The following is a 17,612-nucleotide window of genomic DNA, read 5'->3' on the forward strand; positions in this document are numbered from 1 at the left end:
GCTGTTTAATTGTGTGGAAGTGTTAATTTTTTCAGAAAATGGCTTTTATCATAGTTTCAAAGCCTGCGTTACGTCTTTGTTTTAATATCTTTGCATTTCACATTCCAATTATGGCTAAAAAGAAAATTATTTCAGAATCTTCGAATCCAAAAAAGAATAAAAAGGATATTTCTGTAGGAGTTGTAGGAAGCGGAAGTTTTGCAACCGCTATCGTAAAAATGCTTGTTGAAAACTGCAAAGTAGTACACTGGTGTGTAAGAAATGAATTTGTAAAAGGAGCTATTGAGCTTCGTGGACATAACCCCACTTATCTTACGGCTGCCCATTTTAATCTTAAAAGTTTAAAACTGACCACAGATATCAACGATCTGGTTGCTGCCTGTGATGTTATTGTTCTGGCAACACCGTCTATCTACCTGTCTGATACGTTGGATAAGATGACGTGTGATTATTCGGATAAGATTTTTATCTCTGCAATTAAAGGGATTATTCCTAAAGTAAATGACGTAGTAGCGCATTACCTGCGTGATGAATTTAAAATCGGTTTCAGAAACCAGGCTGTTATTGCAGGACCTTGCCATGCAGAAGAGGTGGCTATGGAAAGACTTTCCTATCTTACGATTGCGACAGTAGAAGATGAAACTGCAGAAAAACTTGAAGGAATCTTCAGTTCGGACTTTATCAAAGTTCATACAAGCAAAGACATTTTAGGAAATGAATACAGTGCCATTCTTAAAAACATATTTGCAATAGGAGCGGGAATTGCCAGTGGATTAGGATATGGAGACAACTTTACAGCCGTATTTGTTTCCAATGCGATCCGTGAAATGGAAACATTTCTTGAAGCGATTTATGAAGCACCAAGAGATGTGAATGAAAGTGCCTATCTGGGTGACCTTTTGGTAACGGCATATTCACTTTTCTCAAGAAACAGAAACCTTGGAAATCTGATTGGGAAAGGATATACCGTGAAGTCTGCCATTCAGTCTATGAACATGGTAGCAGAAGGATATTACGCTGCAGATTCCATTTATAAAACGGCGAAACAGAAAAATCTTAAACTCCCGATTATCGATACAGTATATGCTATTTTGTATGAAGGTAAAAATGCTGAAAAACAGTTTAAAAAACTGACTGCAAAATTGAATTAAAAAACAAAGGTGTATTGCTAAAACCTTGTTTGTGAAATAAAATTAATTGAACTTAGGCATTTCAATGCTTAAGTTTTTTTTGTTCATTTTGATGATCGTGGAGATGATAATGATATTACATTATCAATCCTTTCAATAATGTTTTATTGAAATTTTCCATGGTTTTTTGTTGCGTACTCAATAAGTGTTTTGAACGAAAAAATAACGTGCAAAATCGTTCCGGTTTTTAAAACTTTTCCCGAAATTTGAAGTAAAATTTTAAAATTATGTCACAATCGCTTACAAGCAGAACACCGAAACCTAAATACGACGTTGTACTGATAGGCGGCGGAATCATGAGCGCCACTTTAGCAACGCTGCTTCATGAATTTGATCCAACTCTTGAAATCGCTATCTTCGAAAGACTCGGAAGATTTGCCAAAGAAAGTACAGCTGCATGGAACAATGCGGGAACAGGACATTCCGCTTTTTGTGAGCTAAATTATACCCCTGAAAAGCCAGACGGATCTATTGATATTACCAAAGCTGAAAGTATTGCGGAGCAGTTTGAAATTTCAAAACAATTCTGGTCTTATCTGATTACCAAAGGATATATTCATGAACCCAAAGAATTCATCAATTCCTGTGCACACATGAGTCTGGTATTCGGAGAAAAGGATGCTGAATACCTTAGAAAACGCCACGATAAAATGGCTGAATCTGTCCTTTTTTCAGGAATGGAATTTTCTACAGATCACGAGAAACTGAAAGAATGGATTCCTTTGGTGATGAGCAAAAGAAATCAGTCTGAAGTAATGGCTGCAACAAAGATGGATATGGGAACCGATGTAAACTTCGGAACTCTGACGAGAAAGATGGGAAGACACCTTCTGGAAGATTCCAATGTTGAGGTTTTCTTATACCATGAAGTGAAAGATATCAGCCCGAGGGAAAGCGGTAAATGGGCAATGAAAGTGAAAGACAGAATCCATAGCCACAAACAGGAAGTGGTAGCAGATTTTGTATTCATCGGGGCAGGAGGCTATGCGCTTCCGCTACTGGACAGTTCAGATATTAAAGAAAGTGAAGGCTACGGAGGCTTCCCGGTTTCCGGCCAGTGGCTGGTAAGCCATAATCAGGAATTGGTAGAAAAACACCATGCTAAAGTATATACTCAGGCTACGGTAGATGCTCCGCCAATGTCTGTTCCACACCTGGATCTTAGAATCATTGATGGGAAAAAAGCACTTCTTTTCGGACCTTTTGCAGGATTTTCAACCAAATTTTTAAGAGAAGGAAGTTATCTTGATCTTCCTGAAAGTGTAAATACCAAAAACCTGAAATCCCTTTTCGGCGCATGGTGGCATAATATTCCATTAACGAAATATCTGATCCAGCAGGTTGCGATGACGAAGTCTCAGAGAATGCAACATTTGAGAGAATTTATCAAAGATGCTAAAGAAGAAGACTGGGAACTGAAAGTAGCAGGACAAAGAGTTCAGATCATCAAAAAAGATGAAAAAGAAGGCGGTAAACTGGAATTTGGAACTGAGGTGGTAGTGAACAAGAGCGGAACAATCGCTTCCCTGCTGGGCGCTTCACCGGGTGCTTCCACAGCAGTATATGCCATGTTGAATGTACTGGAAAAATGTTTCCCTGAAAAGTTACATGGAGAATGGAAAGCAAAACTGCTTGAAATGATTCCTTCTTACGGACAAAAACTAGCTGAAAACCCTGAGCTGACTAATGAAGTAAGAAATTACACCAAAGAAAAATTAGAATTAGAATATTAACATCCATAATGAGCAATGAGTAATAGTCTTTATTACTCATTGCTCATTATTTATTACATATAAAAAAGTTGGAAGAAGTAATTGTAAAACCAGTTATTGCAAAAGAAATCCTGGAATCTCTTCAGGCGAAAACAGAAGAGGAGAGACAGGTTATTGTACACTGTTGTTTTCCGGCATCACCGTTTCTGGGAAACCTGATCAGGATCTGGCATTCGACCTATCTTTTTGACAACCAGTCTGAGCATAGAAGCAAAATGATTCATGCGGAAAACATTTCAATTTCCCCGTATTGGACGCCGGTTCCTTTTATGAAAGACTTTTGGTTTACCCTGATATTTTCCGGGCTTCCGAAAGACTGTAAAAGTTTTGATCTGAAAGAAGTCATTCCTGAAGAAGGTGGCTTTTTTGTAGAATCAATTAAAAGAAATTCTTCTGACGTGTATCGTGTGAAAATTTCAGAGTCTTATTAATATGAAAGTGAGGGAATAAAAGCTGGAACGGATTATTCACTGGGCTGAAAACAATCCTGATATTCGTGCTGTTGTTCTTACCAGTTCATTGGTAAACCCTTACGCTCCCGTAGATGATTTTAGTGACCTTGACGTAGAACTTGTTTTTGAAAACAGAACATCTTATGAATCCGGAAATGAATGGATCAGACTCTTTGGTGAACCCATTTCCATGATTGAAGAAGATGATTATAGAGAACTCCAATTAAGGAGTTCTTTTCATTTTTACGGTTTTCCGTAAACTGATTACTTATAGAATATTTATTTTTATTCAGTAATTATCCTTAAACGAAACGGTGGAATAATTTATAAAGTTTTTATTAATTTTGTTCTCACAAAAAAAGTAAATGATGAAAAAAATATTGAGTATTATTATTGAAATAAAAAAATAGTCATTGACCAATTCGGAATAAGTTCTAATAATATAAAGATAGCTTCAAGAATACCAAAATTGATACTAGTGATTAATATTTAATCCTGGATATATTTATTATCCAACCTGAAATCATAAAACTAAAGAAAGAGAAAAGTTGTTAGTTCGTTATATACCTTTTGATATATTTAAGAAATTTGTATTATTTCCTTCTCATTATCCTAAATAATTTATATATTTACTTTGATTTTAAAACATTTAAGAATGAAAAATATTTTATTACCTATGATTGCTGTTTTTTTTAGTAACACAGTTTTTGCGCAGGTTGGAATTGGTACAACTACTCCAAATTCTACTTTAACTGTAGAAGGTTCTTTAGAAACGGGTTTTAAAGAAGTAACGGCTTCTTATGCACTAACAAGCCAAGATTATAATGTCTCTTATGTAGGTTCAGCAGCAGCTACAATTACCCTACCTGCAGTTCAGAGTGGATCCTTGTCATTTTCCGGAAGAACCTATAAGATAAAGAATCTATCTCCTGTAGCTATTACCTTGGCAGGTAATGGAACAGATAAGATTAGAAATATAGATACTATAGGAAGTTCGACATTTATCATTCCTGCGGGACATTTTATTGAAATTGTAAACAATACAAAAGTTTCTGGGGGTGGTACTTGGGATTTATCCTATATTGGATACCCTGCACCAGCTACTCTAACCTATACACTTGGAGATATTTATGATTACACTGCAACTGCACCTCAGTTAGTAAATGCTAATGGAAAAACCCCCTTGACTGGATTTTCACAAAGCATAATAATTCCGGCTAATAAAACAGCTAAAATTATTATATCATATAGTATTCCTGCTGGAGCCAATGTTGGAACTTCTCCAGCCGGATATTATGGTATCACTATGCTTAAAAATGGTTCAGAAGTTCAAGCAGGATCAAGAAAAAGTACACAAATTCCTAATCCACCAAATGCAGGTGCATCAATAACTGGGATTAATGGCTCATTTTCTGATAATATACCTCCTAGCGGAACAGAACAAACAATTACTTATTCTTTAAGTGCTTATTTGGAAGGCTCTAATTTTCCAATAAGTTTTGGGATGGCTTCCGCTACAGGTAATAATTTCAATTGGGGATATGGATATTGGTCTCTTACTGTCTTTTATAAATAAAATTTCTATTTAACAAAGAAACAGTAAGTTTTAAGTAAAAGCTAAGTGTTTAAACACTCTATTTTAATTGTATCTAAATAGTCATTCCTTAAAAAGTTAGTTTTTCACTTTGAAAATTATATTTGCATAAAAAGATTCGGAGAACAACTTCGAGCCAAAGAAGAATTTGTTGTTTAAGTTGGTTCAATCTCATCTTCAAATTGTAACCAATCCCGGCTAATAAGGCATTATTAATATCTCCTGCCACTCCTTTAAGGAAGTTTAATCCTAAGGAGTGGTTTCTTTTTAAATGTGAGATACAAGGCTCTATTGCTGCTCTTGCCCGAAATCTTAATCTTGCAACTTGCTGTCCATATCTTGTCTTTTCTTTTTTTGTGGGATACAAAATTTCGGTTCCTTTTACCTCTTTGATTCCTCTAAAACCTCGGTCTGTAGTAGCTTTCCCAGGTCTTGTTCCTCCGGCTGATTTTCGTACCCGTTCACTTTGCGCCAATGATTCTTCAAGGGTTTTACTATCGTGAGGGTTGGCTGAAAATCTTTTTACGGAACTGATAATGGCTGTTTTCCGACCTCTTACTACCGCTACTTTTGTCCCAAATTCGTAATTCTTCCCCGATTTTCCTTTCGCAATACAGGCAACCTGTGGTTCGTGCAAACTGTAAATCTTGTCTTTCGTGGTTTTCTCCTGAGTAAGGGCTTTGAGATAAACTGTAAACATTTCATGGTAATCTTTCAAAACGCTTTCGGGGAGCTTTCTTTCCAATTCCCGAAGCACTCTTTTGCCGATCGTCCTGAGTTTTTTCCTTGCCATTTTAGCCTTCTTCTGCCTTCTCGGGTGATGTCCAAAATAAGCATTCCTTAACAAGTGTTTGCTTACTCTTTTGTAGCTCTGTCTTTGTATAATACCTTCTTTCTCTGCTATTTTCCCACAATTATCAATCACTTTTTTTGCCAATTTAGCATCTGTAGGAAAAGTAATATTCTTCTCCTGAACGGTGGTGTCAACCTGAACTTCATCTTCTGTTTTAGCTTTTGGATGAAGGGCAACACTTTGCCCCAAAAGGAATTCCAACCCCTTCTCACCAATTCTCTTTCTAAAGTGTACAAAATTACTGGGATCAAACGGCTGTTCTGTCTGAAAAAAGGTTTCTCCTGTAAAATATTGCCAATAAGCATTCTCGATCCATCTTTCTACAACGCTCTCATCACTTTCTTTAAACATTTCTTTCAGTAAAAGCATTCCTGATATTTTACGAATCGCAATAGAGGGTCTTCCCCCTTCTGAAAACAAATTTGAGAACTCTTGCTCCATTTTATCCCAAGAAATCTCCTGAGCTAACTTCACTAACGGATGCTCCATATTAATAAGCTCGGTAAGTCTGGTCTTGAATAAATTTTGCTGTAAATCCGGAGTTATTTTTCCTAACATTTTGCCACTTTTTATACCCTAAAAATACAATTTATTGCAATTTTTTACAACGATTTTTTACGAAATTAAAATGTATCAAATTGAAAATCAAAATATTATTTGACTTTTAAGGAATGACTAACTAAATTACACACAGTAAATTTTGTAATTTTGGTAAATGATAGAAAAGACACCAGAATTTAATCAAGACCTTTACAGTTCCATTGCAAAAATTATTGTTGATGCCAAAGACCAAGTTTATAGAAACAGTAATACTATATTGCTGAAAATGTATTGGGAAATTGGGCAGCTTATTATTGAGGATGAACAAAATGGTGAACTTCGTGCGAAGTATGGAAAATCAGTCTTGAAGAATCTTGCTAATCATCTATCAGTGGAATTTGGAAAGGGATTTAATGAAAGAAATCTTAATAACATGCGAGCTTTTTTCATCGCATTTCCAATTTGGAACGCAGTGCGTACCGAATTGAGCTGGACTCACTACCGAATTATTAGTAGAATTGAAAATCCTGAACACCGAATACAGTATATAGAACATTCTATTGAAGGAAACTGGAATACAAGGACACTTCAAAGAAACATTGACAGCCAGTATTTAGGTAGATTATTAAAATTTCCGGAAGCAGAAAACAAAGAAATATCCAATTATATTAAAGACCCCTACATATTTGAATTCTTAGGACTTCCTTCAGATATTTCACAAACTGAAACTCAAATAGAATCAGCTTTAATTACGCACCTTCAGCAATTTTTAATGGAGTTAGGGAAAGGGTTTGCGTTTGTTGCCAGACAGCAGCATATCGGTACTGATACTTCAGATTTCTATATAGATCTGGTATTTTACAACTATTACCTTAAATGCTTTGTGCTTGTAGACCTTAAAACTCATAAGCTGACTCACGAAGCCATTGGGCAAATGGATATGTATGTAAGAATGTATAATGATCTGAAGAAAGGAGCTGATGACAATCCCACAATAGGAATTATTTTATGTACCGAAAAAGATGAAACGGTAGTGAAATACTCCGTAATGTCAGAAAATGAGAAGCTATTCGCAAGTAAATACAGAACATATCTTCCTGACGAAAAAGAACTGAAGAATTTGATAGAGGCAGACAGAGTGAAATTTGAGCTGGACAACCAAAAAGAATAAAAATACCCAACATAAATACCCGCTTAAAATCTCAAAAAACGATTTATTAGAAGTCTTTTTATTTAAAAATTTGGAAGTTTACTGGGGGTATTTTAAATTAATTTGAATAGTATAACTTTACAATGTTCTATAAAACTAAAAATTTTATATGAAGATCTAATCTTCTTATAATTAATGCAAATTGTAAATTTGTAATCTTAACTAAAATATGAATTTTGTAGTGATATATTCTTGATCTAATTAGAACTTACGTGCAAAAAAATTAGTAGTATAATAATAAATGAAAGTAAATGACTGATTTGTCCCAAATAAATAATTCCGAATACAGCCAATTTTTACATCAAGCTATTGATCATATAAAAACGGCAAGAACATTAATAGCAAAGCAGGTAAACAGCTCAGCAAATTCAGTATATTGGAACTTGGGAAAGTTGCTTTCTGAAAAACAATTAGAGGAAGGGTATGGTAGCAATGTTGTTAAACAGTTGTCTATTGATCTAAAAAATGAATTTCCCGACATGGGGCTTTCACCACGTAATTTGTGGAATATGAAACGCTTCTACGAGCGTTATTATCAGGCAGATGTAAAACTGCTACACTCTGTAGCAGTTTTACCATGGGGACATAACCTATTACTATTAGACAAAGTACAGTCCCTTCCTGCTGTTGCATTTTATGCAAACGAAGTAATAGAAAAAGGATGGTCAAGAGATCTTTTGCTTAATGCAATTAAAATGGACATCTATAATAGTAACGAAAACCAGGTAAAAGCAAATAATTTCAATTCTACTTTACCTCCCATAAGTGCAGAATATGCTAATGAAGTATTTAAAAGCTCATATAATCTGGGTTTTTTAGGAATTACAGAACCAGTAAAAGAATTGGAATTAGAAAAAAGGTTAATTTCAAAAATTGGAGCTTTTATTTTGGAATTAGGTAAAGGCTTTTCTTTCATTGGGAATCAATACCGTTTAGAATACAATAATAAAGAATACTTTGGAGATTTACTTTTCTTTCATAGAGGCTTACAATCATTGGTGGCTGTAGAATTAAAGATTGGAAGTTTTAAAGCTGAACATGTTGGTAAAATGAACCTTTATCTTTCTTTGCTTGACAGATTGGAAAGAGGTAAGAATGAAAATCCATCTATTGGTATAATTCTATGTGCTGATAAAGATCATGTAGATGTAGAAATAGCATTGCAAGATATCAATAAACCAATTAGTGTAGCGGAATATCAAATGCTATTACCAAAAGATGAGCTTGAAACTTTGATATTAAATGAAATTAACGCAAAAGAAATTCAAGAGGGACAAGAATATAATGAAATATAGAAAGGATTCTGTTTTTAAAGTCTCAAAATACGATAGATTCTATGAAAATACCACACAAATTGAAATTAATTTTATTTTTTTTACTACTGTCAACATCTTTTTTTTCACAAAAGTTTAGCTTTATTTATGAAGCTAAATATAGAACAAGTAAGGAAAAACCTGAAAATATTAATACTGAAAATATGATTTTGGATTTGGAGAATAATACTTCTATTTTTAGAGATTCCATGTCCAGAAATGCTGATTCCCTGAAGCTCATTAATAAAAATGGAGGCTATATAATGGGGGTTGAAAATCAATTTTATATTAAAAAAGATATCAGTAATAAAAAAATAGAGAAAATTATTACTTACTTAAAGGCAAATTATGTTTTACCGATTGATGAACAGCTAAATTGGAAAATCATACCGGAACAAAAAACTATTGGAAAATATAAATCGCAAAAAGCAGAAGTTAGTTATGGTGGTAGAAGCTGGATTGCTTGGTTTACGACGGAATTGCCTTTTAATGACGGTCCCTATATTTTCAATGGATTACCCGGTTTAATCATTTCCATTGAAGATACAGAACATGATTACTCATTCAATTTAATACAGGTAAAAAAAGGCAGCAATTGGTTTGATGTAAGGACAAAAACAATTAAAATCGACTGGACAGAATATGAGCAGCTCGGAAAATCATATTATAATGACCCTTGGAATACCAAAACCGCCAAAAAAGTTATATTTACAGATCCTCAGGGAAATGAAAAAGATATGAATGGAATGATCAGAGAAGCGCAAAAATCTATTCTTGAAGAAAATAATCCTTTAGAGTTGAATCACAAAATCAATTATAAATAAAAACTTCCGCGGAATGGTATCGCCATTTTGAAACTGCCAATGGTTTTATTAATTTGTAATGAAGATAAACTTTATTAGTTTTCTTTATTAGATACGGACTAATTGTTGCTAAATAATTTTAATAAACGATAGTTTTACTTATAATTTTAAATTTATGAAAAAATATATAATACTCTTTCTACTGCTTCCATTATGGGTTTTTTCTCAGAAAAAAATGTCAAAGGAAGAGAAAGAGGTAGAGAGGTTTCAGAAAGAACTGAATGCAGAATATCTTAGCCCAAAAGAGACTCCGTTAAGAGGTGATAATTTTAAAAATTTTAAAGGGCATCCCTTCTTTCCTTTTGATACTAAATACAGAGTGACAGCACAATTTGTCAAATCAAAAGATACAAAACCCTTCGATCTTCCTACGTCTTCAGGAAAAGCAAAGTCGTATCAGGAATATGGAAAAGCAACCTTTACGTTGGATGGTAAGCCTTATACTGTAACGCTTTACCAAAGTCTGGATTTGATCAAACAGGAAAAATATAAAGACTATCTATTCCTTCCGTTCCGTGATGCTACCAATGAAAAAGAAACCTATGGAGGAGGGAAATATATGGATCTTAAAATCCCGAAAGGAAATACTATCGTGCTTGATTTCAATCAGTCCTATCATCCTTTCTGTGCTTATAACGCTTATGATTATAATTGTCCCATTGTTCCTGAGGAAAATAAACTTCCTGTAGAAATCCGTGCAGGAGTAATGTATGAAGATATCTACCATCACTAATACTATGATACATTTAGAATTCTTTAGACCAGAAGATCTTTCCGGAGTCAGTTATGCTTTGGATGACAATCAGATGAGGTTTACAGCGACTGCTCAGCAGGTTTTACAAAGCATCAGTGAGCGGGATGATGATGACGCATTTCCAGTGACGATATTTCAAAATGATCTGCCTGTAGGTTTTTTTGTCCTTGATTTTGGGAAAGATAAATTAGATCTTACAGATAATGAGAATTCAGTTTTACTGCGTTCCCTTTCTGTGAATCCTCAGATGCAGGGAATGGGAATTGGAAAAGCTGCGATGCTGGACGTGGGTACTTTTGTCCAAAATCATTTCAAGACCTGCGATGAAATTGTACTGGCTGTAAACCAGAAAAATGAATCTGCTTACCATATTTATCTTCAGGCAGGATATATTTATGACGGTAAAACAAGAATTGGAAGAAGCGGGTCTCAATACCTAATGTACAAAAAACTTTAATAAAATTTTAAAATCATAATTTTTTATCTGCTGATATCTTTCCATAATTTTGAGTAACATCAAATTACAAAACATGGAAATATCACTTCAAAACCAGGTGGCAGTAGTTACAGGAGCTTCCAGCGGAATCGGTTCAGGAATTGCAAAATCATTGGCTGCAGCAAAGGCAACAGTGATCGTCAATCATTCCTCGGAAAGATCTACGGATGAAGCCAAAGCTGTTTTAAAAGAAATAACGGACGCCGGAGGAAAGGGAATGACCTACCAATGCGATGTTTCCAAGGAAGACCAGGTAGTCAGAATGTTTCAGGATGTCATTGCTGAATATCAGACTGTAGATATTCTGATTAATAATGCAGGCATTCAAAAGGATGCGGAATTCACTGAAATGACTTTGGATCAATGGAATGCTGTCATCGGAGTCAATCTGACGGGGCAATTTCTATGCGCCAGAGAAGCCATTAAAGAATTTCTGCGACGGGGAATAGATCCTTCTCGGTCTGTTGCCTGTGGAAAAATTATTCATATCAGTTCAGTGCACGAAATTATTCCGTGGGCGGGACATGCTAATTATGCTTCCAGTAAAGGTGCAGTCAGAATGCTGATGCAGACATTGGCTCAGGAATATGGTGCAGACAAAATACGTGTCAATTCCATTTGCCCGGGAGCTATTCAAACTCCCATTAATAAGACTGCCTGGGATACTCCGGAAGCTCTCAATTCTCTCCTTACTCTTATTCCTTATAACCGAATCGGTCAGCCACAGGATATCGGAAACTTAGCTGCATTCCTTGCCAGTGACCTTGCAGATTATATCACCGGAACCAGCATTTTCGTGGATGGTGGAATGACTACGTTTGAAAGTTTTTCTACGGGAGGATAGGAGAGTTCAAGATTTAAAGTTTACAGTTTTGAGATTGTTCTTAAAGTTTGAAACGAAATTAAATAGTACTCATTACTCATAATTATCGCTTATGTCGGAAAAACAGAGAATTTCAGATGTTTCATGGAAAAAATGGGGTTCCTATGTCAGTAACCGTGAATGGGGGCTTGTTCGTGAAGATTACAGTGAAAACGGAGATGCATGGAATTATACCAATCATGACACCGCAGAAGCCAAAACATACCGTTGGGGCGAAGAAGGAATATGCGGAATCTGTGACGATCTCCAGAAGCTTGTATTTTCTGTAGGGTTCTGGAATAAAAAGGATAAAATGGTCAAAGAGCGGTTCTTTGGACTCACCAATGGCCAGGGAAATCACGGTGAAGATGTGAAAGAATATTTTTACTATCTGGATTCCACCCCTACCCATTCTTACATGAAGATGCTGTATAAATATCCTCAAAATGCCTTCCCTTATGAACAGCTTGTAAAAACAAATGCAGCAAGAGGAAAAGAGGATGCTGAATATGAGTTGATTGATACCGGAATTTTTGATTACAATGAATACTTTGACATTTTTATTGAATACGCAAAAGAAAGTCAGAATGATATTCTTGTAAGGCTAACAATAGTCAATAAATCTGAAAAGGAAGCGTCTCTGGTAATTCTTCCGACTGTCTGGTTCAGGAATACCTGGAGCTGGGGATATGATGAATATAAACCTCAACTGTCTGCGGAAGATGCAGATCATATTAAAGTCATACATCAGGATATTGAGATTAAAAATGTCTATGCAAAACAATCTTTAAAGACCTTATTTTGTAATAACGAGACCAATAATGAAAGGCTTTACCAGTCTTCCAATGAGTCGAAATACTGTAAAGACGGGATCAATAATTTTGTAATGACGGGAAATTCTCAGACTGTGAATCCTCAAAATACAGGAACTAAAGCTTCTTTCTTTATTGATGAAGATTTTAAAGCAGGAGAATCAAAAATATTTGAATTCAGACTGTCAGATAAAGATCTAAGAGAACCTTTTAAAGATTTTGATATTCTTTTTGAACAAAGACAAAAAGAGGCAGACGAGTTTTATGCAGAAATCCAGAAAGGAATTGCTTCGGACGATGAAAAACTGGTTCAAAGACAGGCTTTTGCCGGAATGTTGTGGAATAAAATGTTTTATCACTACAATGTAGAAAAATGGCTGAAAGGTGATCCTGCGGAAATGCCTCCGCCAAAATCCCGGGAGACAATAAGAAACTTCGACTGGAAGCATCTGAACAATGAGCATATCATTTCAATGCCGGACAAATGGGAATATCCATGGTATGCAACATGGGATCTGGCATTTCACACCATCAGCTTTTCCCTGATAGATCCCGATTTTGCAAAACATCAGTTAAAACTCTTTCTGTTTGAATGGTATATGCATCCCAACGGACAGCTGCCAGCCTACGAATGGAACCTGAGTGATGTGAATCCTCCAGTGCATGCCTGGGCTGTTTTCAGAGTATTTAAAATTGATGAATATTTAAAAGATAAACCCGACCTGGAATTTCTGGAAAGTGCTTTCCAGAAACTATTGATGAATTTTACCTGGTGGGTTAATAAGAAAGACCTTAACGGTAATAATATCTTTGAAGGAGGATTCCTGGGGCTTGATAATATCGGTGTTTTTGACAGGAATTCTGTTTTGCCCAACGGAGAACAGCTGGAACAATCGGATGGAACAAGCTGGATGGCCATGTTTGCCCTGAATATGATGAGAATTGCCCTGGAACTGGCTCTTTACAATAAAGTGTATGAAGAAATGGCGATGAAATTCTTTGAACATTTCCTGTCGATTGCCCATTCACTGGATAATATGGGCGATGAGAATTTCAGTCTTTGGGATGAGCAGGATGAATTTTTCTATGATGCTATAGCTTCCAGTGACGGAACACATATGTATCTCAAGTTAAGAACCATTGTTGGATTAATTCCGATGTTTGCCGTTGAGGTCATCGATGATGAAATGATTGAAAACCTTCCCAATTTTAAGAAAAGAATGAAATGGGTACTGGATAACAAGCCTGAACTGGCTTCTCTGGTTTCAAGATGGGAAGTGAAAGGGCAGGATTCCAAACACCTTTTGTCTCTGCTTCGGGGACATCGCTTGAAAAGACTGTTAAACCGAATGTTGAATCCGGAAGAATTTCTCAGTGATTACGGAGTAAGAGCTTTATCCAAAGAATATGAAAACAATCCCTACACATTAACATTGAATGATACGGATTACAGTGTAAAATATACCCCTGCTGAAAGTGATAGCGGTCTTTTTGGAGGAAACAGCAACTGGCGCGGTCCGGTGTGGTTTCCTATCAATTTCCTTATTATTGACAGTCTTCAGCGTTTTTTCTTCTATTACAGCCCGGATTTTTTAGTGGAATATCCTACGGGAAGCGGTAATTATTCAAACCTGGATCAGATTGCAGATGCCTTAAACAAGAGACTCGCCAAGATATTTTTAAAGGATGAAAATGGGAAACGCCCGGTTCATGGGCAGTATGAAAAATTTCAGACCGATCCGGATTTTAAAGATTATATCCTGTTCTATGAATATTTTCACGGAGACAACGGCCGTGGAGTAGGAGCTTCCCATCAGACTGGCTGGACAGGACTTATTGCGAAGATCCTTCAACCCAGATTTTCCAAAAAAGAAATGGCAGCATCCGAAACGGAAATGCCGGAGGATATTGGAAAAACAACAGGCAAGTAAAAAGATAATCTGGTTTATTCAAATATCTGCTGAATAATTTCCAGTGAGGCCGGAGTTTTGAAATCTGTGATATGGTAATGATAATAGACCAAAAGACTGTCCAGGAAATCTTTTCTTAAAGAAGGATGGATTTTTGTGGCATAAAAATCTTCTGCACAAAGCGCTTCTTTCCACAGCATGGAAATTTCTTCATTGAAAAGTTGATGACTTATTCCCGGAGAAAAAGTTCCGGTCTCCGGATCTAAAAACCTGCCTTCACCCAGCAATGGAGCAACACCCTGAATTTTTAAAAAAGAAAGCAAAAACAGAAGATGTGCCTGATAGTTTTTATTCGTCAGCTCACTGATAAGATGATCAATACCGGAATAGATCGGAATATTTTTATTCTCATGCTTAAGAATATGGCTCAGAAAATCTGAGATGAAGAAAATGACGGTATTGACCTTTATGTCTGTATAAATATCATTGTTTTTTACCAGTTCAAACCTTGAAACAGACGGAATGCCGTTGCCCCGTGATGGATTTACAGAAAAATTGAGCTGACTCAACGGTTGAAGCAAGGCTTTCTTTTTATTCTTTTTGGAATAAATTCCCTTCAGAAAATAGCTCTGAAAACCTTCTTCTTCTGTAAAACAATGCAATACAGCATCATTTTCTCCATATTTTATAAATGAAAGTAAAAAACCGTTTTGTGAATTCATTAATTAGTTGACTACTCCTATTTTAGCGGTAGCTTTATCGGATCCGTCTTCATTCGTCATCAGAACAAAATAAATCCCTGAGGCTACTCTTGTTCCTTTCTGATTATTCATATCCCATTCATAATATCCTCCGCGTGCTACGGCTGAGTGCACTACATTTCCTGCAGCATCTACAATTCTTATATTGGTTTTTTCTGCAAGACCCTTAATGGTTACTTTTCCTTTGAAGTTAGAATAAACAACAGGATTAGGATACACTACAACATCCCCGAAATTGGAAGTTACATCTGCAACATCTCCCTGATAGGTTACGATACCATTATACGTTACAAAATAGACCTTGCCTGTTTTCTTATCAATCTTTATATCGGTAACACTATTCGTAGGAAGAGGTGAATTTTCTTTTGTAAAATGTTTTATGGTTCTCTGACCGTCGGCAGACAGATAATAAACACCACCACCATCAACAGATACCCACTTATAATCACCTGCATCTACCGCAACCTGAAGAATTGCTGACTCTCTGAAAAGCTCTTCCCCCAAACCATTCTGCTCTATAACTATAGGCGCCACTTTAGGCTGGGCGCTTTTTATTTCCGATGCTGCGTTAGACATAATCCTTAGACCTCCGTCTGTACCGATCCATGCATCGCCAGCCTTATCAAATGCTACGGATAAAATTCCTCCTGAACTGTTAAATCCATTAGACGTTCCCAGGATATAATCATTGTCATCAGAAAGATTAGTGGCATTTTTATAGTCATATACCCAGAAATTATTAGATCTCGGTAGAGGAGTCCATAGCATGTTTTCATGGTAAACAGTCTTTTGTATACCATCACTGGCAAGAACTATTTTCTTGATAAGAAAATCATCAGATGCTTTATCGTAGATTCCTATAGAAGGATTCCCATCGTTGAATCCAAAAGAAACAAAGAGATTATTTTGTGGATCTACAGCAAAACCTACAGGACGTCTGAGGTAAGGCTGTGCACCCAGATTATAATATTTTACCAGTTCAAAATCTTTGCTGGTAGCATTGTACTTCATTTTGTAAACCCCATTATCAAACATTGTATAATTGGTAAATAGTACTTCATTACTGTTATAAGGACTTATAATAGCATCCAATACGTTGATATAGATGGGACGATTGGGGTTATTTTTATTGAAAAATGAAGGATAAATCCACTCCGTACCATTGAAATAATAAAATCCCGGCTCTTGTGGCTGAATAAACGGATGGTTGTAGTTGTTGGCTCTGGCACCAGAGGAAACTAAAAGTTGGTTATTATCAAAAAGATTGATAGTATACGCAAAATTGAAGTAAGGGCCGGAAGGTTTAAAAGTATTGTTCCCTTCATCCTTAATCCCCGATAATACAGTTCCTCCTAGAATCTTTCCACCGGCTGTTAATGCAGTATTACATTCTTCACCAAGGCTTACTGCATTTTGTGATATTCCATTGATTCCATAGGTGTACACTCTGTTATCTGTAACTACAATACTATTGGAAGTCATAATAACATCCCTGATTTTTTCAAAAGTAGTAGGAAGTTGTGTTGGAGTACCGTTGTTATAAATATAAGCTGCTGTAGCCGTTGAGTAAACCAATTCTGATTCTGAATCTATATGTTTGAAAGCTCCCGGAGCTTCCGTTGTCCACGTAGAATATACGGGAAACGTAGTATTCATTTGATGGCTTTTCAATCCAGTATCCGTTACAGAATATACTTTATTTCCGAATATCGTGGCTTCATTACTTGCCTGATAAACACCACCGGAAAGGAAAAATGCAGAATCACCAAACTCTTTATTCTGAAGGTTAAATATGGAAACTCCATATCCAACAGAAATGACAGCCTGATCTCCTGTTATGGAAATGTGGTTAATTTTTTTGTTCCCGTTATATCCTGTAGCAATAGGAATATCAACAATATATTTTATTTCCTGTGGCGTAATGACGTCCATAGATCCGTTTTCATAACCGATAAGTCCTGTTTTAGTCTGCGGATTATAATCGAAAGCGGTAATTCCGATATTGTGCAGACCATTGGCTTTGGATAACTTCGTAATTTCTCCTGTTGATATTGTATAATAGAATATTCCGTTTTGAGTGGCTGCAATGATTTTTCCGTTGTCTTCTTTCATGGCTAAGACATTATTGTAGGAAAACAGATCTGCCCATTTTTTGGATGAAATAACCTGAGCTTTTGTCAGCTGCAGGGATGCTAAAATACCAAGAGAAATTATAGAAAGTTTTTTCATA

Annotated in this window: 14 protein-coding genes and 1 pseudogene; 12 read left to right on the forward strand and 3 right to left on the reverse strand. The window is 35.9% G+C overall.

The annotated features are described in order from the left end of the window. The first annotated feature begins 110 nt into the window (after positions 1-110). The 5 genes and pseudogenes from ACODR7_RS11030 to ACODR7_RS11050 all read left to right on the forward strand — a co-directional run bounded on the left by ACODR7_RS11030 (position 111) and on the right by ACODR7_RS11050 (position 4,990). Complete coding sequence (locus tag ACODR7_RS11030) at positions 111-1,151, forward strand: NAD(P)H-dependent glycerol-3-phosphate dehydrogenase (RefSeq protein ID WP_136522552.1); 1,041 nt, start codon at positions 111-113, stop codon at positions 1,149-1,151. Between the two features lie 266 nt (positions 1,152-1,417). Further along, positions 1,418-2,923 carry a malate dehydrogenase (quinone) gene (mqo, locus tag ACODR7_RS11035; protein ID WP_488839052.1) on the forward strand — a complete coding sequence of 502 codons (1,506 nt, stop codon included), beginning with the start codon at positions 1,418-1,420 and terminating at the stop codon, positions 2,921-2,923. 68 nt (positions 2,924-2,991) lie between these two features. Beyond that, complete coding sequence (locus tag ACODR7_RS11040; RefSeq protein WP_034693615.1) at positions 2,992-3,393, forward strand: hypothetical protein; 402 nt, start codon at positions 2,992-2,994, stop codon at positions 3,391-3,393. Positions 3,394-3,415: 22 nt separating this feature from the next. Further along, a pseudogene (locus tag ACODR7_RS11045) lies at positions 3,416-3,622 on the forward strand (aminoglycoside 6-adenylyltransferase); the annotation flags it as partial. 447 nt (positions 3,623-4,069) lie between these two features. Next, positions 4,070-4,990, forward strand: a complete 921-nt coding sequence (locus tag ACODR7_RS11050; protein ID WP_488839053.1) for a hypothetical protein — start codon at positions 4,070-4,072, stop codon at positions 4,988-4,990. An 88-nt stretch (positions 4,991-5,078) separates the two neighbouring features. Here ACODR7_RS11050 and ACODR7_RS11055 read toward each other — a convergent pair whose 3' ends face one another. Beyond that, entirely contained in the window at positions 5,079-6,419 is a 1,341-nt protein-coding gene (locus tag ACODR7_RS11055; protein ID WP_488839054.1) for an IS5 family transposase, read from the reverse strand. A gap of 157 nt (positions 6,420-6,576) precedes the next feature. Between ACODR7_RS11055 and ACODR7_RS11060 the strand changes: the two genes are divergently transcribed. From ACODR7_RS11060 to ACODR7_RS11090, 7 genes are all read left to right on the forward strand, one after another. After that, complete coding sequence (locus ACODR7_RS11060) at positions 6,577-7,572, forward strand: PDDEXK nuclease domain-containing protein (RefSeq protein WP_488839055.1); 996 nt, start codon at positions 6,577-6,579, stop codon at positions 7,570-7,572. 290 nt (positions 7,573-7,862) lie between these two features. Next, positions 7,863-8,906 carry a PDDEXK nuclease domain-containing protein gene (locus tag ACODR7_RS11065; protein ID WP_488839056.1) on the forward strand — a complete coding sequence of 348 codons (1,044 nt, stop codon included), beginning with the start codon at positions 7,863-7,865 and terminating at the stop codon, positions 8,904-8,906. Positions 8,907-8,947: 41 nt separating this feature from the next. Further along, positions 8,948-9,748: a GLPGLI family protein gene (locus ACODR7_RS11070; RefSeq protein ID WP_488839057.1), complete on the forward strand. Its 801-nt coding sequence runs from the start codon at positions 8,948-8,950 to the stop codon at positions 9,746-9,748. 214 nt (positions 9,749-9,962) lie between these two features. Continuing rightward, complete coding sequence (locus tag ACODR7_RS11075; RefSeq protein ID WP_488839058.1) at positions 9,963-10,520, forward strand: DUF1684 domain-containing protein; 558 nt, start codon at positions 9,963-9,965, stop codon at positions 10,518-10,520. Positions 10,521-10,524: 4 nt separating this feature from the next. Continuing rightward, a complete protein-coding gene (locus tag ACODR7_RS11080; protein WP_488839059.1) occupies positions 10,525-10,998 on the forward strand; it encodes a GNAT family N-acetyltransferase in 474 nt (157 codons plus the stop codon). Positions 10,999-11,071: 73 nt separating this feature from the next. Then, positions 11,072-11,881 (forward strand): glucose 1-dehydrogenase, encoded by an 810-nt coding sequence (locus tag ACODR7_RS11085; protein ID WP_488839060.1) that lies wholly within the window; start codon positions 11,072-11,074, stop codon positions 11,879-11,881. A gap of 91 nt (positions 11,882-11,972) precedes the next feature. Continuing rightward, positions 11,973-14,642 (forward strand): MGH1-like glycoside hydrolase domain-containing protein, encoded by a 2,670-nt coding sequence (locus ACODR7_RS11090; RefSeq protein ID WP_488839061.1) that lies wholly within the window; start codon positions 11,973-11,975, stop codon positions 14,640-14,642. 14 nt (positions 14,643-14,656) lie between these two features. Here ACODR7_RS11090 and recO read toward each other — a convergent pair whose 3' ends face one another. Continuing rightward, positions 14,657-15,343 carry a DNA repair protein RecO gene (recO, locus tag ACODR7_RS11095; RefSeq protein ID WP_488839062.1) on the reverse strand — a complete coding sequence of 229 codons (687 nt, stop codon included), beginning with the start codon at positions 15,341-15,343 and terminating at the stop codon, positions 14,657-14,659. Between the two features lie 3 nt (positions 15,344-15,346). Beyond that, a complete protein-coding gene (gene porZ / locus ACODR7_RS11100) occupies positions 15,347-17,611 on the reverse strand; it encodes a type IX secretion system anionic LPS delivery protein PorZ (RefSeq protein WP_488839063.1) in 2,265 nt (754 codons plus the stop codon). Position 17,612: the final 1 nt, after the last annotated feature.

Source organism: Chryseobacterium sp. FG46 (assembly GCF_057809135.1).